At 39.3% G+C, this 21,598-nt stretch carries 8 protein-coding genes and 3 pseudogenes; 6 read left to right on the top strand and 5 right to left on the bottom strand.

The window, feature by feature from the left end:
* Window positions 1-27: 27 nt before the first annotated feature.
* From H4J73_RS04205 to H4J73_RS04195, 3 genes are all read left to right on the top strand, one after another.
* On the top strand, window positions 28-9,051 hold the full coding sequence (locus H4J73_RS04205; RefSeq protein WP_182223219.1) for an Ig-like domain-containing protein: 9,024 nt from the start codon (window positions 28-30) through the stop codon (window positions 9,049-9,051).
* Window positions 9,048-9,686 carry a TonB-dependent receptor domain-containing protein gene (locus tag H4J73_RS04200; protein ID WP_182178156.1) on the top strand — a complete coding sequence of 213 codons (639 nt, stop codon included), beginning with the start codon at window positions 9,048-9,050 and terminating at the stop codon, window positions 9,684-9,686. The genes H4J73_RS04205 and H4J73_RS04200 overlap by 4 nt, the downstream gene beginning before the upstream one ends.
* 489 nt (window positions 9,687-10,175) lie before the next feature.
* The gene (locus H4J73_RS04195; RefSeq protein ID WP_182178154.1) at window positions 10,176-10,478 is read left to right on the top strand and encodes a hypothetical protein; all 303 of its coding nucleotides are present in this window, start codon (window positions 10,176-10,178) and stop codon (window positions 10,476-10,478) included.
* A gap of 1,719 nt (window positions 10,479-12,197) precedes the next feature.
* Here the strand turns inward: H4J73_RS04195 and H4J73_RS04190 are convergent.
* Together H4J73_RS04190 and H4J73_RS04185 are read right to left on the bottom strand one after the other, a co-directional pair.
* Window positions 12,198-12,296, bottom strand: a pseudogene (locus H4J73_RS04190) (hypothetical protein); the annotation flags it as partial.
* Window positions 12,284-12,697 (bottom strand): annotated as a pseudogene (locus tag H4J73_RS04185) (LexA family protein). The pseudogenes H4J73_RS04190 and H4J73_RS04185, both read right to left, overlap by 13 nt.
* A gap of 150 nt (window positions 12,698-12,847) precedes the next feature.
* On the opposite strand from H4J73_RS04185, the gene H4J73_RS04180 reads away from it, so the two are divergent.
* Window positions 12,848-13,462: a PolC-type DNA polymerase III gene (locus H4J73_RS04180; protein ID WP_182223220.1), complete on the top strand. Its 615-nt coding sequence runs from the start codon at window positions 12,848-12,850 to the stop codon at window positions 13,460-13,462.
* Window positions 13,463-13,628: 166 nt separating this feature from the next.
* Window positions 13,629-14,630 (top strand): endonuclease/exonuclease/phosphatase family protein, encoded by a 1,002-nt coding sequence (locus tag H4J73_RS04175; protein WP_259367802.1) that lies wholly within the window; start codon window positions 13,629-13,631, stop codon window positions 14,628-14,630.
* A gap of 253 nt (window positions 14,631-14,883) precedes the next feature.
* On the opposite strand, the gene H4J73_RS04170 is transcribed toward H4J73_RS04175, so the two are convergent.
* The 3 genes from H4J73_RS04170 to H4J73_RS04160 form a co-directional block, all read right to left on the bottom strand.
* Window positions 14,884-16,065 carry an ice-binding family protein gene (locus H4J73_RS04170; RefSeq protein WP_259366576.1) on the bottom strand — a complete coding sequence of 394 codons (1,182 nt, stop codon included), beginning with the start codon at window positions 16,063-16,065 and terminating at the stop codon, window positions 14,884-14,886.
* 163 nt (window positions 16,066-16,228) lie between these two features.
* Complete coding sequence (gene prsT, locus H4J73_RS04165) at window positions 16,229-19,042, bottom strand: XrtA/PEP-CTERM system TPR-repeat protein PrsT (protein ID WP_182178148.1); 2,814 nt, start codon at window positions 19,040-19,042, stop codon at window positions 16,229-16,231.
* A gap of 244 nt (window positions 19,043-19,286) precedes the next feature.
* Entirely contained in the window at window positions 19,287-19,853 is a 567-nt protein-coding gene (locus H4J73_RS04160; protein WP_182178146.1) for a hypothetical protein, read from the bottom strand.
* Window positions 19,854-20,615: 762 nt separating this feature from the next.
* On the opposite strand from H4J73_RS04160, the pseudogene H4J73_RS04155 reads away from it, so the two are divergent.
* A pseudogene (locus tag H4J73_RS04155) lies at window positions 20,616-20,888 on the top strand (integrase core domain-containing protein); the annotation flags it as partial.
* Window positions 20,889-21,598: the final 710 nt, after the last annotated feature.

Raw genomic sequence — 21,598 nt, 5'->3', positions numbered from 1 at the left:
GTTTCAGTTATGATAAGCAATATTTGTATGGCATCAACAATAACATTTGATACTTTTACTCAAAATGGCAATTTTGCGGTTAATGTCAGTGAGCAAAGTATCGTTATTGCTGTTACTACTGAAAATGCTAACAATATATTTACTCAAGCAAGTGCATCTGTTGGGGGAGCAAGTGGTAATATTATAGCTGATACACAAGGTGATGGTCTTACCAAAGTGATTTTTACTTTTGATACAATCATTGATATTACATCTATTCAGTTTCTTGAAGTAAATGATTTTTCTACAGGTACCTATACGTTCACTAATACTACGAGTGGAAGTAGTGAAAGTACAACTATTAATGCCAATGATTCAACTAATATTAATGGTATACATGGTCAATTAGCGACTTTGAACCTTACAAATGTTGATACTATGGAAGTTATATATAGTGGTGGACATTTTGCTCCTGGTTTTGATGATTTAATATTTACTCTGTCTGATACTAACACAGCCCCAACCTTAACAAGTTTATCAACCACTTATACAGTAACCGAAGATGTTGCTAGTGCAATTGACTTATCAGCCGCGACATTTTCTGATACTGAAGGTGACAGTCTAACAGTCATTTTGGCTGTAAATAGCGGCACTATTGCTTCAATAGATGGAGATGGTGTTACTGATAGTGTCACCGTAGCTAACTCTGGTGCATCGTCTATGACCATTGCAGGGTCAATAGCTAATATTCATACTTATCTTGATACGGTGAATAAAATAGAGGTGACCACTGCGAATAATTCACTCACTGATATCACGTTAACGGTAACCCCTAATGATGGCGCACTTTCAGGTGCTTCAGGAACAAGTACCCTCAGTGTTACATCCGTTAACGACGCACCCACCGTTTCTATAGGTGCAAATCAAACAGTAGGCGGCGTTGGTATAGGCGGTGTAACACAAACCGTTAATACATTTGCTAGTTCTTTTAATGATGGTGATGACGGGACTCAAGCTATCAGTAACTTTATCATTAGTGAAGCCAATGATGTAAATAGTGTTGTTTCTGCAGTAGATATAAATAACGCAGGTAATTTAACGTACACCCCCGCGAGTAATGTTGAAGGGGTAGCAACAATAAATGTACAAGTACAAGATGACGGTTTGTCGGCTAATGGTGGTGTTGATACTTCGTCAATACAAACATTTACTATCAGCGTTGATACATTGGCACCTGTGGCGCCATCCACTCCAGACTTAGCAACAGGAACAGACTCGGGCGATTCAGACTCAGATAATATCACTAGTGATACTACACCGACGTTAAGTGGTACTGCTGAATCGGGCACTACGATTAAATTATACAGTGATCAGGAAGGGGGAGGCTCAACATTACTTGCTTCTGGTTCCGCCACAGGTGGAACTTGGGATTTAACCACTAGTGCCTTAACAGCAAATGTGACGCATAGTATTACCGCAACGGCGACAGATACACTGGGTAATGTGGGAGCAGCATCGAGTGGTTTATCAATTGCAATTGATTTAACCACCCCAACATTACAAATCCTAAGCCCAGCAGACAATGCCACGGGTTTGAGCAGCTCAGCTAATATCAGCATGGACTTTAATGAAAATATTGCCCTGGGAACGGGTAATATCACCATTAATAAGAGCAGTAACAATAGCACCGTGGCCACCATTAACGTCGCCGCTCATGGTGGTCAGTTAAGTATTACTAACGATACTTTAACGATCAACCCTAGTGCGAATTTAGCGGACAACACTGAGTATTATGTGCTCATGGATGCCACTGTTATTGACGATATTTCAGGCAACAGTTATACGGGTATTTCAGCGACTACGGATTGGAGCTTTACCACAGCAGACATCAGCCCACCAATAGTAACAGGGGTGACGGTTAAAGACTCACCAAACAATACCGATACATCGATGCAATTCACCGTCGCGTTTGATGAGAATGCGAACGCCATCAGCACGGATGACTTTACCGTAACCACGGTTTCAGGAGATGCAACAGGGGATGTTACGGCTGTTGCATCAAGCGGTACCAGTGTGGATGTGACCGTGAGCAATATAAGTGGTGCGGGGAGTATTCGTTTAGACCTAAATGCCGGGACTAACATCATTGACGATGATGCCAATGGTAATAATAACAATGGTTATATCAGTACTTATACTTCAGGGGCAAGCCACGATGTCGATCTAATCGCGCCTGTTATAAGCGCCATTGTTATTCCAAATTCACCCCATAAAGTGGGTGATACCGTTAATGCAACCATTACCGTTAGCACAGATACTGACACCTATATCTTAGGGGCTAGTACGGTAGGCGGATATACTTTGGCAAGTTTCAGTAAGACCAATGACACCACCTACACCGCATCGTTTACCATCACCGATGGTGGGGCCGATGCAGATGCAGGGGCGGATATACCCGTTAGTCTTATTCTTAGCGATGCATCGGGTAATTCAAATGCCGCATTTACCACCGCGATTAGTCAAGTTAGCGATGCGATTTATGCCAACTTACCTGATTTTACCTTAAGCGCTGCGGATGGCACCCTAAGTGAAAGTGGTGATACCGAAATAATTACAGCTAGTATAACGGGCAGCTTGAATAACAAATGGCCAGTCAATCTAAGCGTACCGCTGAGTTTTGATGATACAAATAACAGCGGTATTAATAATGATTATAGTGTGTCAGGTAGTAGTATCACAATTACGGCGGGCCTAAGCTCTGGCTTTATTACCGCTACAGGTATAGATGATGCGATATTTGATGCGCCCAGCAATGAAAGCTTTGTAGTGAGTATTGACACATCAGTGTTAAGTATCGGTAATGATAATGGTGGCGACCCCACCATTATCATTACCGATGATGAGGTCACCCCAGTAGTGACGTTACAAGTTAGTGATAACACGATTAATGAAGACGGTGGCATGGCTAGCATCACGGCTACATTAAACAATGCAACCTATGCAAATGTGACCGTTAATTTGTCTTACACGGGTTCAGCCGACGATTCGGGAATTGATTACAATTCGCCAAGTACTAATATTACCATTACGGGCGGCGCCACGTCCGGCGATGCAGTAACAGGGATCACTAGTGTTAATGACAGCGTAGAAGAAGGCGACGAAACCATTATTATTGATGTAGATACCATCTCTGACGGTAGCGCTGTTGAAAATGGAACCCAGCAGCAAACCATCACTATCACTGACGACGACGATACTACGCCACCAGTTTTTGAGAGCAGCACACCGACTTTATCAACTATTACTGACGCGGGGGCAACGTTAGCTGTCGATATAGACGAGCAGGGTGATGTTTATTACATTGTTGTTGACCAGGCAGATACCGCGCCAACGGCTACTCAAACCAAAGCAGCGATTAATTACGCTGGAGCCACGGTTCATGCCAGTGGTACCATCGCGACGACCAGCACCACGGGTACGGCTAACATTGTTGGCTTAAGTGATGCGGTCAATTACACTGTTTATATCGTTGCTCAAGACACGAATACTAACCTGCAAGCAGACGGTTCTATGGTGGCGTTAAACCTAACAACACTCGATACATTACCCAATGTCGCCAGCATCACTTTATCGGGTACACCAGCGCAAACTGCATCCACTATTACTTATAACATGGTCTTTTCAGATGATGTGATTAACTTAGATATCAATGACTTCACACTGACTCTCGTCAGTGGCGCAACTAATGTCGTCCCCGTCATTAATACTGTAAGCGGCTCAGGAACAAGTTATACCGTAACTATCACAACAGGTGTCACAGTAGGCGATATCCGTTTAGACTTAAATGCAGGCACCGATATTGTTGATGAAAGCAATAATATCCCTGTGGGATATATAACCGGCGAGGTTCATAGTGTTAATACCAACCTGTCACCAACGATTGTCGAGGCTACCAATAGCGTTGGGCCTTTTGATATCGATGAAGATGTCAAAACGTCGTTAGATTTAAGCGATGTTTTTACTGCTGATGATAACGGTAACGAGATTACCGTAACGCTCAGTAGTGATAACGGTTTATTGTTCGCCAAAGATGGCAATAGCACCGTGTCATCAACGACCATTGCAGGCTCTCAAGTATTCGGTACGTCCAGTATCACCTTGACCGGGCTAAGTGCTGATATTAATACCTTCCTTAATGATAGTGACCGTATTAAATTTCAAACGACACTAAACAATACCGATGTAAGTACGTTAACGATCACGTCTAACGATTGGTTTGAAGCGGGCACTGGATTGAGTAAAACCATCACCATTAATGCGATTAATGATGCACCAGCTATCAGTGGTGCGCCAGCAACGAGTGTTGTTGATGGTAATGCTTATAGTTTTACGCCAGCGGCGAGCGATATTGAAAACGAGACGCTTAGCTTTACTATTACCAACCAACCGACGTGGGCAATTTTTGATGACGCCACAGGTAAACTCAGTGGTAACCCAACGCCAGCGCATGTTGGAACCACGTCAGGCATTGTTATTCGGGTTATAGACTCAAACGGCGCGGGTAATGATTTAGCATCATTTAATGTCGAGGTAACCACGTCTAACGCTGCACCTGTGATAACCCAAGGGACTAATACGACGGTTGTGATGAGCGAAGACGGCTCACCTACTGCGTTTTCATTAACCTTAGATGCCACTGATGCTAATAGTAACCCACTGACGTGGAGCATTAGCAGCCAAGCAACGAAGGGCAGCGCTTCAGCTTCTGGTACAGGTAATAGTCAAGCGATAAGTTATACACCCACTAACCACTATTTTGGTGCAGACAGTTTTGTGGTCAATGTATCTGATGGTCTAGTCAACGACACGATTACAGTTAATGTGACAGTCAGTTCAGTCAATGATTTACCTAACTTTACCTCTACTGGGGTAACTGCCGCGACTGAAAACAGTAACTATAACTACAACATAATTGCTAGCGATAGCGATGATACAAATTTAACCATTATCGCGACCACTCAACCGACGTGGTTGACTGTGGCAGATAACGGCAATGGCACCGCCACGTTATCGGGCTTACCCACTAACGCTAATGTGGGCAATAATAGCGTGGTACTAAGCGTGGTTGATAATGAAAACGCCGCGGCTATACAAAGCTTCACTGTGGTTGTGTCAAATACCAATGACGCACCGGTTATCACCGGTACGCCCATCATAACCGTGGCGCAAGATAGCAGCTACAGCTTCACGCCAAGCGTGGCGGATGTCGATGCAGGTGATACCCAAACCTTTAGTATTACCAATAAACCCAGTTGGGCTGGCTTTAGCGCCATAACCGGCGCCATAACCGGCACGCCGACTAATGATGATGTGGGCGTGACGGCGGGGATTGTGATAACGGCCACCGATAGCGCCGGTGCTACCGCCAGCTTAACCGCCTTTAGCGTGACGGTGTCAAATACTAATGACGCACCGGTTATCACCGGTACGCCCATCACAACAGTGGCACAAGATAAGGCTTACCGCTTTACGCCAAGCGTCAGTGATGTCGATGCAGGCGACACCCAAACCTTTAGTATCACCAATAAACCCAGTTGGGCTGGCTTTAGCGCCACAACAGGCGCATTAACCGGCACGCCGACTAATGATGATGTGGGCGTGACGGCGGGGATTGTGATAACGGCCACCGATAGCGCCGGTGCTACGGCAAGCTTAACCGCCTTTAGCGTGACGGTGTTAAATATCAACGACGCACCGGTTATCACCGGTACGCCCGCGATAACCGTGGCGCAAGATGAGGCTTACAACTTTACGCCAAGCGTCAGTGATGCAGATGCAGGCGATACTAGTACCTTTAGTGTCACCAATAAACCCAGTTGGGCGGCCTTTAGTGCCACAACAGGCGCATTAACCGGCACGCCGACTAATGATGATGTGGGCGTGACGGCGGGGATTGTGATAACAGCCACCGATAGTGCCAGTGCCACCGCAAGCTTAACCGCCTTTAGTGTCACGGTGTCAAATACCAATGACGCACCGGTTATCACGGGTACGCCAGCGACGACCATTGCTGAAGATGTGGCTTATAGCTTTACGCCGAGTGTGACAGATGCAGATGCAGATGCAGGTGATACGCAGACCTTCAGTATTACCAATGAACCCAGTTGGGCAGCCTTTAGCGCCACAACAGGCGCATTAAACGGCACGCCAAGTAAGAGTGATATTGGCATTACCTCAGGTATTATTATTAGCGTAACAGACAGTGGCAATGCATCAGCAAGTTTAATGGCATTTAACCTCGAGGTGGTTGACATTAACCAAGCACCCGTTGCTGCTGATGTGAGTGAAACCTTAGCAGAAGATAGCGATACGTTTGTTACCTTAACGGCCACTGACAATGATGAAGGAGATGAATTAACCTTTATTATTGCAAGCGAACCCTCACAGGGTAAGTTAACGGCTTCTTTAGATAATACTGCGCAATGGCAATACACACCTGAAGCGGATTATCAGGGTGAAGACAGCTTTACCTATATGGTGAATGATGGTGATGTAGATTCAGCGCCTGCTACAGTTACGCTCACTATCACTTCTGTTAATGATGCCCCTATAGCAACCGATGATGATATTACACTTGCCTTTAATGAAACTGGGGTCTATATCCTTGATGTGCTAAGTAATGATAGTGACATTGAAAATGACGAATTAACTATCACTAACGCCTCTGCCAGTATTGGTAGTGTCAGTATTGATGATAATCAGTTAGTTTATCAAGCTCAGGAGGGTGTACAAGGTGTTATCTCGCTAGATTACGTTATCAATGACGGACACAAAACTCAAGACAATGGCTCTGCAAAGGCACGCGTGACGTTATTTATTGATGGCGGCATCAACGCACAATTACCAATTATTACACTACCTGAAGACGTAATAGCTAATGCAACGGCGTTATTTACTAAAGTTGATTTAGGGGTAGCCACCGCTGTGGATAATGCAGGACAAATACTGCCTGTTTCCTTAGTAGATGGCACCACGTTATTTAGACCGGGTAACAACGTAGCGTATTGGCAAGCAGAAGATAGCCAAGGTCTCAAGAGTGTGGCAAGTCAATCTGTCGTCGTGTACCCACTGATTACGATGAGTCAAAATAAAACGTCAGTAGAAGGGACTTCACACGATGTGGAGATTTACTTAAACGGTACTTCACCTGTTTACCCTGTCACTGTAGGTTATAGCGTGAGCGGCTCAGCTGATGCTAACGACCATACCCTTATTGCAGGTGAGATTGTCATTAACTCTGGAGAGGTTGGCACGATTAGTTTTGATGTTTTAGCTGACGATATGGCTGAAGAAAGTGAAACGTTAATCATTACCCTCGATGATACCCTTAACCTGGGCGCTAAATCTGCTTATACCTTAACGATTACTGAACAAAATATTGCACCACAAGTGACTTATCGTGTGACGCAAGACAATGAACAGCGTTTATTGATTGAAAGCAATGCGGGTCAAGTGGTTATTCAAACAGAGGTTTTTGATAGTAATACGCTTGATACACACCAGTATCAATGGCTAGATAGTGAGAGTGAATTGGTCGATGTTGACAGTGATGAAACCATTTATACCTTTAACACCGCAGGGTTAACAGCCGGTATTCAAACTTTGAACTTAGTGGTGACAGATAATGGTGATACACCACTATCAACAACAACCAATATTTATCTTGTTATTACCGATACCTTAGCCGTATTAACCGATGTCGATAGTGATGGCGATTTAATTCCTGACAATGAAGAGGGTCTTGGTGATGATGATTTTGATGGTATTCCTAATTATCTTGATGTACCCAGTGCATGTAACGTCATGCCACAGCAAGTCAGTGAATCACAACTCTTCCTTGTTGAAGGTGAGTCAGGTGTATGTTTACGTAAAGGCGCTACGGTAGCGAATAACCAAAGTGGTGGCCTTGAACTGACGCCTGATGAAGTGCAAAACGATGAAAATACGCTAAATGTAGGAGGTATATTCGACTTTATCGCTTATGGTTTACCTCAAGCAGGACAAAGCTACAATCTAGTGCTACCTCAACGATTACCCATACCTGCTGATGCCTTGTATCGGAAGTTTACGCCAGTAAATGGCTGGGTTGAATTTGTTGTTGATGTTAATAACAAGTTTGCTTCAAGCGAAGGAAGCTTTGGCTTTTGTCCTCCTCCTGGCGATGCAAGCTGGACAATAGGACTAAACGAAGGCCATTGGTGTGTACAGTTAACAATTGAAGATGGTGGCCCTAACGATGACGATGGTTCAGCTAACGGCAGTATTGTTGACCCAGGCGGCGTGGCCGTATTAATAGATACTAATCACTTCCCTGTTGCAGAAGCTGAAACAACAAGCACTGCACTAAATACACCCATTACGATTGATGTATTACTTAATGACAGCGATGAAGATAACGATGTCTTAACGATTAACAGTGCAAGTGTTGATTTTGGTGTTGTCGATATTGCTATCAATATCCAGCAACTTATCTACACACCACCGATAAGCTTTATTGGTGTTGCTACTATTAACTATGGTGTAAGTGATGGTCGCGGCGGTACAAGTTATGCTGATGTGACCGTTAATATTATTGAAAATCAAGCACCTGTTGCGCAAAATGACAGTGCGAGCACTGATGACAGAACAGCCATTATCATAGCGCCATTGCTAAACGACAGTGATGGTAATGATGATACCTTAACGCTTATTAGCGCCGATGCAGAGCAAGGTAGTGTCACGATAGGCACTGACAATACGTTAATCTACACCCCTAAAACAGGCTTTGACGGCAACGACATCATCACCTATACGATTGATGATGGTAATGGTGGCAAAGCGATAGGGCAAATTACGGTTAGCGTTAAAGCCTATGAAACCATTACAGTGACCAATAAAAGCGGTAGTGGAGGCGTAATAGCTTGGTGGTTTATGGGGATAGTATCCCTACTTGTTTATCGCCGCAGAGTTGCTTGGGTAAATAGCCGGGCTGTGTCACAGCAGAGACTAACAAGCCAAGGAGCCCGCTCATGAAAAGTAGCCCTATAGAACATAACCAGGTAAAAAACTTGATCGCTAAATTAATTACTCTAGGTATGGGGTTACTGTTAAGTGCAACGAGCCACGCCAACAACTGGTTGGTCAGCGTAGAGCTCGGAAAAAGCGAAGCTAACACAGGAAGCCTCACTGCACAGCTACCGTCAGGAGAAGTTACCCATCTGAGCGACAGTGACATCAGTTGGTCATTAGGTATTGGTTATCAGCTAGACAATGGCTTAACCCTTGAAGCGAGTTATCTTGAGCTGGGTGAGGGTGATGTCACCCTTACCGGCGACAGTTTATCACCAACACAATATCACAATAGTGTCGCTAACATATCGCCGGTATTAGGTGATGGTTTTACGCTTGGAGCGCGTTATCAATTATGGCAACAAGAAGATATAAGTACGTCGGTATCACTGGGCCTTATAGCATGGGAAGGAAACATCACCAGTACCTATCAAGCACAGCAAATAACCACTAGGCGTGACGATCATGATATTTACTATGGCCTAGAGGGACATTATCAACTAACCAAACAATGGCAGTTAAGCCTAGGTTTTACGCGTTATGCTTTAGAGCCTAATGATGTTGATGTCATCTATTTGGGTGGGGCGTATAGTTTTTAGTGCTTTAATTAAGTTCAACTTGCGCCGTTGAATTGATAGCGGTCATTACTGTTAGATTTATAAGACAAATTTTTCATAAAGTTGAGCATTCATTGACATGAGAAAGCCGTATCTAAATTACGGATTTTTGAAAAAAGCTTCGTAAGCGAATAGCTAATGGCACCTGTTGTTAGCGTTTGATCTTCGTTATGTTATCTCCAGACTTAATTTAGGAGATAACCATGAGAATTACGCGTAGCTAAGAGCAATAGAAAACCATCATTGACTATTAACAATAACCGCAGTTATCAACTCGAGCTTTTATGCACTTAAAAAGAAGTTTGCTTTGACGTCTGCTAACGTTAATCGCTGACTTACTCGAACAGTCTAAAGTCAATATTGATAATACTTTCAGCTTGGTATGGGGGGGAACCATGCTACACCAAAAAAAGTTGACCAAACGCTCTGATACGCCAGCTTAAAAAGAATTCAACCTCCGCTGTAACGTTAATGAAGAAAAGCGAAGAGCAAGTAATCAATGTAATAAATAGCGTATCATCGACAGGGGATACATTAAATAGCATTGCCGACATTATTACCCAAATAAATGATATGAGTACACGAATAGCAACAGCATCGGAGCAACAAGAGACTGTTGTCGAGGAAATTAATATGAATGTTGTTAAAATTAATGACAAAACCCAAGAGAGTTCTCAAGCGATAGTTGACGTTTCAAAAGCTAGACAAGAATTAGCGAAACTATTAACAGATATGCAAACCTTAGTTGCTCAATTCAAAATTAACCATGAATAAAAAATCAAATAAAAAGTTAATCTGTATGATGGTTTTAAAAGACAAGAAGGAGGTAATATTTAATCTAATCTCTATATTAAACATAATGAACATGTTTAATTTCGTCACTGTGGAAAAAGTCGTATCCAGAGATTTTGCCCCTCAGGCAGCAACGAGCTTACAGCAGCCATAGATATTGTTCTTGTTCTATAACTGTATTTTGCGCTTTTGAGCATGGAGTTAGTCTCAAAAGCGATTGTGGGAACGTCCGGTATGCCAATAATCTTAATTCCGCTGTCGACATGTTTAGGTCAACTAACTGATGTTCAGTTGTTCTCGGCAAAAGCTTACTTCTTCTTTGTGCACTTTTTTGACGTTAGCTTTTGGTGAGGGAAAAACTACCCGTGTTCATTTTTCTAAAGTTACTCAAGCCACATACCCGACATTAGGTTTACTTAAGTTAATGACAAATGTTGACCTGAAAGCTCTCTTTTGTACTGTTTAATTTCTTACCGGTTCCTATTAATTCATCTGAGCTTGAATAAATATTCTCATATCATTAATTGAACCTTGAAGTTTTTGATCTGAGCACGGTGCATTATTTATGTTTTCGGGGTGATGTATTTCATGACGTATATACTCACTGACAATTTTTTCTCTTCTAAAAGAGCACCATTTCGTTTTATTGTTATATAGCTGATAGTTGGTCTGCCACCTTTATATTCAGTTAATAATTATTCACTCTCAATAAATACATATAACTCATTGTGGCACTCATCATGTGATTCGCCAAATGCCAAAAAAATCACTTCATTGAACGAGGATAAGGCGACTCGCTTCTCTTGACATTTAAAACGCCTTTAGCTGGTTCTTTCTTTATAAACTTAAGATGGTAAAAATCTAGTGATTTCACTATTGATGGACCATGAGAGGTAAGTAATACGTGTGCATTATGGCTCTTAGAAAGCTCGATAAATGCTTCGATTAATTTTTCTTGATAACTTGGCTGCTGTAAAGTTTCAGGCTATTCAATAGCATAAATAATGTTGGGGGCATTATTTTCATCTTTTTTCTTTCAGCTTATGATCTAAAAAATTCAAAAGAACTAGCCTTTCAACACAGCGACCTCTTTTATTAATAGGAATATCTTCATTTCCAGTTATAGATACCGACTTAAAAACATCAACGGATTTGAGGCTGTCTGCGTTAGGAATTAAAGGGGTAAGACTATCTGAAATTTATGGATTTATTTCGTCTAGTTTTTCTAAAGTCTTTACTACTACCTCATTTAGTTTAGTTTCAACTTCAATAGCCACTTCAATAGCCACTTCATTCAAACTATCCATCAGTCGCTAGTCTTACAAAATTTCTTGAACTGCAAGTTTTAAAGGATTTTGAATTTCACTATATCTGTCACTACTTTTCGATCTGATTGAAAAATGCATATAATGGTAAGTAGCTTTTAAGTTGTTCCCAAGTGTTCTTTGCATTAATTTTTGCTAATTCAATTTCTACATCGTCTAACTGAAGGTCATCTAAATAATGTACCCAAATTTATTTTCTAACAACTGAATTTTTTGTTTTATCTTTACATGCTATTTCATCCGTTAAGAGTCTTTTCAAATCTGCTTATTTTTTAAATGTAACCCTATTAATTAATATAATAGTTTTCAATAATACTTTAAATTTTCACATTGTAAAAAGTGTATGGTTGGTGTTTAGTGAAAATAGTCTAGGGTGGTTATTGGTTAAAACAACGACGGGCTTATTTCTTATGCTTGGGTCGAATACTTTTTCGGCACTAGCATAAAAAGACACGGCATCAACTAGTGCATACATGCGGTTAATTCAGGTGCTGGGTGATGAAGACGAATAGCACGTGTGACTATACCTTCTAGCTGAAAATCATCTTCGGGCTGAATACTAACCGGTGCAAAATCTTTAGATGCAGATAATAGCCGTGCTTGTTTTTTATCAATTAACTTACAGACAAAACAACCATTGTAATTTGCCACAATAACATCGCCATTTCTAGCGGTGAGCGATCTGTCTACAATAAGTAAGTCGCCATCAAAAATGCCTACTCCCTGCATAAATTCACCAGATGCTTGACCAATAAATGTAGCGTTAGGATGTCTAATAAGGAGTGTATCTAGTGATAACCCCAGTTCTTTATATTCGGCTGCGGGTGATTAAAACCCTGAAATACCTGCTTCAATGTAAATAGGAATAACGTTCATCACTTAAATCTCAACTGTATTTTTATACAGTGTAGTTTTCAAATTGATTTTTGAAAAGAATAATTTAAATATCTTACAAGTAATGATTACTTTCCTTTTGAAACAGAGCCGTTAAAATCAGCCTAGCATTAATTTACAGGGTTAATTTACATGCATGAAAATGCGAATTCGTTAGTGGTTCTTGATTTTGAAACCACAGGACTATCACCAACCCAAGGTGATAGGGCCATAGAAATAGGGGCGGTTAGAATTGTAGACGGTAAGGTTACCGGCAAATTTCAATCGTTAATGAATCCTGGTTTTCGGGTTAGTAGCTTTATTGAACAATACACTGGAATATCTAATCAGATGCTCGCTGAGGTCGGTTCTTGTGATGAAGTGATGGCAGAGTTTGCCAATTTTCTTGGCGATGATAATTTACTTGCGCACAATGCTTCTTTTGATCAAAAGTTCTTGGACGCCGAGCTTAATAATATTTCTAGAAGATACTCGGGGCAATTTATTTGTTCATTACTGGTTTCACGTAGAATTAATATAGACGCGCCTAATCATAAACTAGGGACACTTATTCGTTATAAAAACATTCCATCAGATGGAGCCTTTCACCGGGCTTTATTTGATGCAGAGATGACCGCAAAATTATGGTTATCGATGCTTGATGATATCGAAGAAAAAATTAACGGCGAGTTTGTGCCTTTTGCATTAATACAAAAGTTATCAAAGACAGCAAAAAGTGACGTAAATAAGCTGTTAGCTAAATGGTAATTTATCTTGTTGGTTTTTAATTTTTTATCTCAGGTATAATCACAGTTCAACGTTTAGTAGAGTTAACATCATCGATTACCCAGAGAAAAAAGATCCAACAGAAATAAATCTGATATTGCCTTCTATAGCCGTATCAAATTTACAGCTTAAAATTGCGACCTTTAATTTGTTCAATTATCTTGAGCCTCCCAATGCTTTCTATGATTTTGAGCGTATTTATAGTGCTGAGCAGTGGCGTAAAAAACAACATTGGATTGCTGAATATTTACGTGAGTATCAACCTGATATTATTGGCTTTCAAGAAGTCTTTAGTCCCGAGTCGTTAAAACAATTAGTTGCGGGGCAGGGCTATCGTTATTTTGCCGTGGTTGATGACCCCCAAGTGATAGATGATTTTATTTACAAACGCCCGGTTGTCGCCATCGCTTCTCGCTATCCGATTATTGAGGTTGCAGCAGTAAAGCCAAATATTGAACTGGCACAAACACTAGGTTTAACTCAGCACTTTTCTTTTAGCCGAAAAGTATTAAGAGCAACGGTTAAGGTTCCTCATCTGGGGAGCTGTGATTGTTATGTTGTGCATTTTAAATCTAAACGTTCAATGATCGAACTTGATGAGCAAAATAAAAGTCGCTCGCCAGAGCAAACCATTATTGAAAGCCTAAAAGCACAAGTTGCTGGTGGTTGGGGGTCAACGATACAACGTGGCAGTGAAGCGACACTATTAATGATTGATATGATTGAGCGTCGTGAGACTACAAGTAATCCTATGGTATTAATGGGCGATTTTAATAATACCTTAACTGATGGTGTGTTAAGTCACTTACTGACAAACACCTTACGTTTTGTGTCGTCTATTGACCGCGACGCCTATCTTGCTCAATATTGTTTAAAAGATGGTTGGGATTTATTTCAAGCCTCGATAACAAATGAAACGAGTAAAGAAGAAAAAATGCCACGTACACCAACACATTATTTTGGTGCGAGTAGCTCTGTTCTCGACTATATATTATTGTCATGTGAATTTGATGCCAGCTATCACGACAGTCTTTATGAAGTTAGCGGATATGATACTTATGATCGACATTTAATTAATCCTATTTTTGAGCGTGATGGCGAAAGTACCGATCATGGTATTGCGTTAGTAACATTGACGTTACGGTCTTAAACGGTATAGGTCAGTTAAAAAGTGCATGAAATAATAGCATTTTTTCACGAACTAACTTAACCGCTTGAGATCAAGTCTACGGCTAATTTTTTAATAGAGGAGTGTAGTTAGTGATCTATGCATGAGTCCTTACTGGTAAAATTGGTAAGTAAACAGACTCTTTAATTTCAGCGAGTTCGTGCAGTAATAATAAGAAATTGACATCAAAAATAAAAACGACTGTATCCAGAGTCGTTTTATTAATATCTACAGGTTATGCTTTCTTTTGTCTAGCTTTAGTCACTAAGCCAATAATCCCTAAACTTAATAACCAAAAAGTTGTGGGCTCGGGTACTCTCGTTGTGGCCGTAACTTCACCGTTTGTACAACCTTCTCGCCCTATTACGCTATCTGCACCAAATTCAATAAAATTAGTTGCTGAATAAGCTCCACCACAATCATTCCCTATGCCAGTGATAAGAGCGTTGGCACCTGTTTGGACAAAACCCTTTGCAAGGATATATCCCCTGGCCTCTGCACCTGCGCCAAGTTGTGTGTAACCAGTTGCGCCAAGTTTGTCGCCTAGAACATTCCAAATAATACTGCTGTTATCTGTTACATCTTTTAATACGACTTTAGAGTCGGCAGCAAAGCTAAGATAGTTTGCTATGTTGAAAACCCAAGAGCCATCCATACCTTTGCCATCTAATGTGAGGGTTTTTCCGATAGCAATCGTCAGATAATTTATACTGCTGTAAATACCGGCTTCGAGAGTTTCATTATCTGTGCCAAAAGTAGTAGAAACTAACTCAGTACCTGTTCCCAATGCTTTTAGTGTTTCTTGTACTGACGTAATTAGACTTTCTTGATTTGTTACTACAGGGGAAGGGGGCAAAACCTGTAACGAATTAGTGGTAAGGACACCCTCTATTTGAACACCAGCGCCAATAGTCGCTGTTGTACCTGCATCAATATTTTCTCTAAAAATTGAATTAGCACCTACGGTTACTGTAGTTCCAGCCAGAACACTACCTCCAATATCTACAGTTGAGTCGATTGTTACTGTTGTACCCGCAATCAGGTCACCATCAACATTTACATCCGCTCCAAGTGTTGCAGTAGTTCCCGCTTGAATATAGCCATTGACACCAGAAGCAGCTCCAAGTGTTGCAGTAGTTCCCGCTTGAATATAGCCATCGACACCAGCAGCAGCACCAAGGGTTACTGCGGTTCCAGCTTCAACATTGCCACCCACAATTGCATCTGCGGCGAGCGTTATTGCAGTAGCACTTTGAACATTACCACCAACCGTTGTACGCGCGCCCATTGTCATGTAACCGCTGGCATAGAGCGACTGGTTCTTGAGGTCCGAATCTAACAAGGGTTGAAAACTCGCTTGTGCGCTAGACACTGCAAATAACACCGAGATAAATAGGAATGGATATATGAGCTTCAAATTAGACACCATTTTGTATATCTGATATTTTCAGAATATAAAAAAACTTAATCCTTATAAGATAAAAAACTCATCCCTAAGTTACACTCTTTTATAATAGCAGAATACAGGGAGTATTGTTCGTAATTCGAACGATTAATCGACAAGGTGTTGTAATAACAAATTATTTAATTAATAACTTATCCAGCAATTGTTTCGCCAGTTGATATTCTTCAAAATTAGCCGGTAAAGCTACTAATTTAGTTAGTACTTTTTTCGCCTCATCTACACGCTTTAGTTTTAGCAATGTATAAGCAATATGGTACTGAATATCTGGGCTAGTCGACGATAAACTAAAGGCTTGCCTTAGGTAAGACAACCCCAGGTCTAACTCTTCTGATAGCACTAATGCCCAACCAACGGTGTCTATAATAGCTGGCACGCTAGGGTCTAACATCAAAGCGTGCTTTGATGTTTTTATTGCTAGGGTATAGTTACCATCACGGATATAAATAGTTGCTAAACTATTGAGCGCTAGGGCTCTTTTTATTGACGGTATGTTATTTTTTAAGAGGGTTTCATATTGATGTTGTGCTTGTGTAAAGTGTTTATTTTCCAACAGATGATCAGCTAATAGATGACGGTGTAATAACAGTTCAGGGTATTTATCTATAAGTGTGCTTAATTCAGTAATAAACTTTACTGATAAGTATTCTCCTTTGCTGATTTGATACAGCTTACTTAGTGCTATGACGTTATTATGTTCTTGTTTTACTGCCTTTAAATATGCAGTAAAAGCTTCAAGCGTTTTGTTACTCGCGTTAAATATATCTCCCTGTAAAATAGTAAGACGAACATTCTCTTTAGGCATTCTTCTTTGAGTCTCAGCAAGTAATTTTATAGCTTCATCAATTTTATTGAGTTGAATCTTAATTTTAATAAGTTCAATAACGATCGGTAATGAGTTAGGCGCCCATTTTAATGCTTGTTCTCGGCTATATTCTGCGCCAGAAAAGTCTTCAACTTGCAGTTGTAGTTGGCTTAACTTCATTAATCTAGGGGGGTTTTTACCCACTAATCCAGCCAGTATATTTAATTTACGTTTAGATTTTTTTGGCTGGTTTGATGCTAATAAGACCTCTGCTTTTTTAAAAAGTGCCTGAACATCTAGTCGGTTATCTCTAAGTATTTGGTTAATCACAGAGAGAGCATCTTCCCATTTTTGCTCAGCAATATAGATATTAGCTAATTCAGTAAGTGCGACTGTTTTTACTGATGATACTTTAGCTTGTTGCTCAAACCCTGCAATTGCTGCTGCTTTATTACCCAGCTGATACTCTACTTTTGCAAGAAGTAGTGCACTTTGGTTATTATTTTTGTTGCTCTTTAAAACGTTAGTTAATATTTCTTTTGCTATGTCTAGCTTGCCTAAATTAAGCTGAAGCAAGGCATAACTTGTGCCAACTTCACTATTTTTTGGCTGCGCAATATACAACTTTTCTATAATTTCTTGGGCTTGATTAAATCGTTGTAATTCAATCAATATTTGAGCTGTTACTAGCTGATAGCTAATGTTTTTTGGATCAGTATTTGTTAGTGGCTTAATATAATTTAAGCTTTTTTGGAAAGCTCCTATTCTTAATGATAATAGTGATAACGCGTATTGATAATTTTCGCTGCCTGTTATTTTTGCCTCTTCTAATAAAGCTAACGCTTGTTCAACTCGGCCAGAGGCTTCTAATACATTAGCTGATAGAATTAATACAGCTTCATCTTGAGGATAATCAACTCGTAATTTTGATAAAAGAAAATCAGCTTTATAGTTTTGATCAAATTTAAGATATAAGCCTGCTAATACCAATGCATATTGCTTGTTAAAAATGAGTTTTTTTTCATTTTTTTCTAATAATAATAAAGCATGTTTAGGTTCTTGTTGTTGTTGGTAAACATCAGCTAATAGCATTATTTCACTGACTTCACTTTGAGCGGTGGTTTGACTTAGGTATCTTTTAAATTTACTTTCAGCTTGCTTCCAATTTTCTTGGGCATAACTGCTCATCGCATCAAGTAATAATAATTGTGGTTGAGATAATAGGTAAGATTCATCAATCTTAGATAATTGATTACTAAGTTCCACCAGTATTTTTTCTGATAATTCTGGCTGGTTAAGTTCTTTTAAAATAAGGGCTTTCATAAACGTTGTTTGCGGGTCATTTCTTGCAATGTTAAGTACTTGATCCGCAAATTGATCAGCCATATCAAAGTTTTCAATATCGACATAACAGCTAATTAAAATTCGTAATGTTTCAATATTGTTTGGATCAAGCTTGTTCGCTTTGACTAAGTATTTTATAGCTTTACTAAATTGACTATTGCTACGAGCAAGGTGACCTTTTAATTGCCATAATATTCCATTATCAGGATCTTTTTTTTCAGCTTTGGTCAGTAGCATTTTAGCTTTAACATTATTTTTTTGATAAATATAAACTGTTGCTAACCCTAATAGAGCATCTGTATTATTGGAATCGTGAGTTAACATACTTTGGTATTCTATTTTTGCGTTGTCCAAGTTATTTAAACTGATGTAAGCTCTTGCTTTTATGTGGCTATAAGCGAGAGCGCCTTCTTCTTTTAGTGTCATTTGGTCAGCAAAAATTAATGCCTGTTTAAATTTACTTTGATTTAAAATACTTTCCCCAAGTGGAAAAACAATTAAATTACTATCGACACCTAACTTAATGAGATCATTTAGTTCTTGCTCTGCCGCCGAATATGAATGTTTATCTATCAAAACTTTTGCTAACAACAATTTTGCAGGTAAATTTCTCTCACCCTGCTGCAAAGCATTTTTTAAATGAATATAAGCTGTTTCAATATCATGCTGATTATAAGCTTGGAGTGCTGCTTCATAATGGTTTTTTTCAGCATTAGCAAAACTCACCATTATCCCTATGATAATTGGAATAAAAGAAATAATTAATTTACGAAATTTTTCCATATTGCTCATAACCCATATATGTAAGTCTTTCCGTTATTTAGACTCTTGCTTTAGGCTTTAAAAATAACCAGCAATTAGTTCGCTGTATTTCGTCAAATGTATGGTCAATTATCTTGTGTGCTTTTGGTTTCGAATTATAAAGCCTAAATAGCGATGATTAACCAAAGTATAGTGTTTATTTTTAATGGAGCCGTTAAAATTATTGGCAATTTTTTTTAATTGAATGGTAAATAGTACAATATTTTTAGTAAAGGCGAGCGTGGGTGTTTGAATTTGATATAAAAAGTGGGTTGCATTTATAAAATTGGTTCAACTTATATCCCCCATTTATCCCTGATTTTTTATAGGTTCCATCGACTTTAATCTGTTGCAATGCGTCGGATAAATTAGCAACTGTTGTGTTTGATGTCTTGAGTCCAGTAGCAATAAATAGATCACCTGGGAAATTATGTAGCTCAACGAAGGGTTTAATATCTTTCTTATTGAATCCAATACTTTTCATTTTACTGTCAATAACAACAAAGTTAGTTAAAATGAAATCAATTTTTTGTTCAAATAACATCCCACACATATATTTATAATTAATTGATAAATAGAGGTTGTCTTTAACTAAGAAACTGGCGTTCTTCAGATGTTTTTCTGAATGATAACCACGAATTGTACCAACAATAAACGACTTTGCTTCTTCAATATCACTAATATTAATATCTGAACGGCTACGGAGCCCAACTAAGAAAGCTTTGCTTTTAAACATTTGGCCAATCCACTGAAAGCTATTTTTGCGGTCAGTACTTTTCATTAAAGAAATCATGAAGGTGTTTTTCCTTTAATGTTTGATTATAACTGCGAGCAAAGGGCATTAATTCAATACTGCCAGAAAGTTTGGCTCGAACCCTTAATGCTTCAATAACCTCAACTAAGACTCCAGTAGGCTTGTTATCGACACCCAAAAAGTGAAAGGGTGGCAATTTTTGAGCAACAAAAGTGAGTTGGTTTACATAGCTTACTAATGAAAAATAAACAAATAAAGAGGCAAAAAATAATTTTCTTAAATATATTTTTCATACTAGCTTTATTACTCATTGTGATTGAAGAAAGGCTAAAGTATCTATTGACTCTAGTGAGTGGTGTTAGTACATAAATAGTGTATTAATAAAATCACAGCAATTGCAAAGTAATAATCTGATTTTTCGATATATGGAAAATATATTGTCTACTTAATATTAGATTTCTTCCTTTAATTAATGCTTTTACTTTACTATTGCCGCAGTCGTTCATGAAGTTGGAGAGTCATTGAACCTCATCCCTTATTAACGAAGCCACCTCAGTATAATAGAAACATTGATTTTCAGTATTTAGTTGAAGAATAAGTCAATAGTTAGTGATTTCTTAATGAACTATCAAGTCCTTTTTTGTAAAGTAATGACTTGATAGTATCAAAATAATCATTTAGTTAGTGCGCGTTTTAGTGATTAAAGAATGCCGATGAGCGAACATTTCAAGGAGGAGCTGTATTTCCTAAAAAAGTGGCAACGGTTTCTTGCCGAGGAACATCAAGCCGATATCGATTCATCGAAAAACGTCCGGTGATTTAATGCTCCATACTGATAGAGGCGTAGAATATCGTGGACACGTTTATCAAAGAGTATTGAAACGACATGGGATAATTCATAGCTTGAGCCGAGCGGGAAAATGTACTGATAATGCGCATATGGAGTCATTTTTACATTCAATGAAGACTGAGGTTATTCGTGGTAATGTATTTCAAAGTGATAAAGAACTGCGCGGAACACTTGGCAGTTACATTAACAAATACTACAACGTTTTGGGATGTACTCAGGGGTAGTGATTGTTTGTCAATAGAATATTAAGCCCTGGCAGTGTAAGCAAAGGTGTCTTTTTTATCGGGGGAAGCTCATAATGAAGTTTGTTATTTTCATTCCACTCCTCATCATCTTAGTAGACTGTTTTTCCTATTGGCATTAGCATGGGAAACTGCTTAAGGATTATCGTGATTTCAAAATCAACTTGATGAGTAGAATATGGTTTGTTTGTCTCGCATTCGTTACGGGGTTTATTAACTCTATCGGACCTTTAGGCTTTAATCACCAATCTATTTCACACTTATCTTGCACCGCAACACTTCTTGGTTCAGATTCCATGAACTTAATTTTTGTGGATATGGTGCATTTGGCTCTCGTTTTGCTTAGCTGCTTATTTGGCAATGTATATGATTAGATTTTTCATTTTTAGCTGAGAATAAAAACCTTAAATATGTTTATTTGCAGGAGGTGAGATGAGCATTAGAGGTCTTAATGGTCTACCCAGATGTTACTTTTGTAAAATAATGAATAAAGACAGCTATATACACTTTAGGCTTTTAGCTATAGAGAAAGATAATTAACAGAGTGAGAGTTACTGATGTTGTTCGTTAATTGGCTTTGACGCTAAATATTAAAGTAGCGTTCGGATAATTTTAGATATAAAAAAACCGCAATTAAGCGGTTTTTTATCATAAACGGTGGTTTGTTTATCGCCAAATCTAAAAGTTACTAG

Origin of the sequence: Colwellia sp. MB3u-41, from assembly GCF_014076845.1 — a bacterium.
GTDB lineage: Bacteria > Pseudomonadota > Gammaproteobacteria > Enterobacterales > Alteromonadaceae > Colwellia_A.
This window is presented reverse-complemented; position numbering and strand designations above follow the sequence as displayed.

Excerpts from the sequence above, each read along its gene's own strand:
- H4J73_RS04200 (WP_182178156.1), top strand. The coding sequence starts at position 9,048 with ATGAAAAGTAGCCCTATAGAACATAACCAGGTAAAAAACTTGATCGCT.
- H4J73_RS04195 (WP_182178154.1), top strand. The coding sequence starts at position 10,176 with ATGAAGAAAAGCGAAGAGCAAGTAATCAATGTAATAAATAGCGTATCA.
- prsT (WP_182178148.1), bottom strand. The coding sequence starts at position 19,042 with ATGGAAAAATTTCGTAAATTAATTATTTCTTTTATTCCAATTATCATA.
- H4J73_RS04205 (WP_182223219.1), top strand. The coding sequence starts at position 28 with ATGGCATCAACAATAACATTTGATACTTTTACTCAAAATGGCAATTTT.
- H4J73_RS04180 (WP_182223220.1), top strand. The coding sequence starts at position 12,848 with ATGCATGAAAATGCGAATTCGTTAGTGGTTCTTGATTTTGAAACCACA.
- H4J73_RS04160 (WP_182178146.1), bottom strand. The coding sequence starts at position 19,853 with ATGATTTCTTTAATGAAAAGTACTGACCGCAAAAATAGCTTTCAGTGG.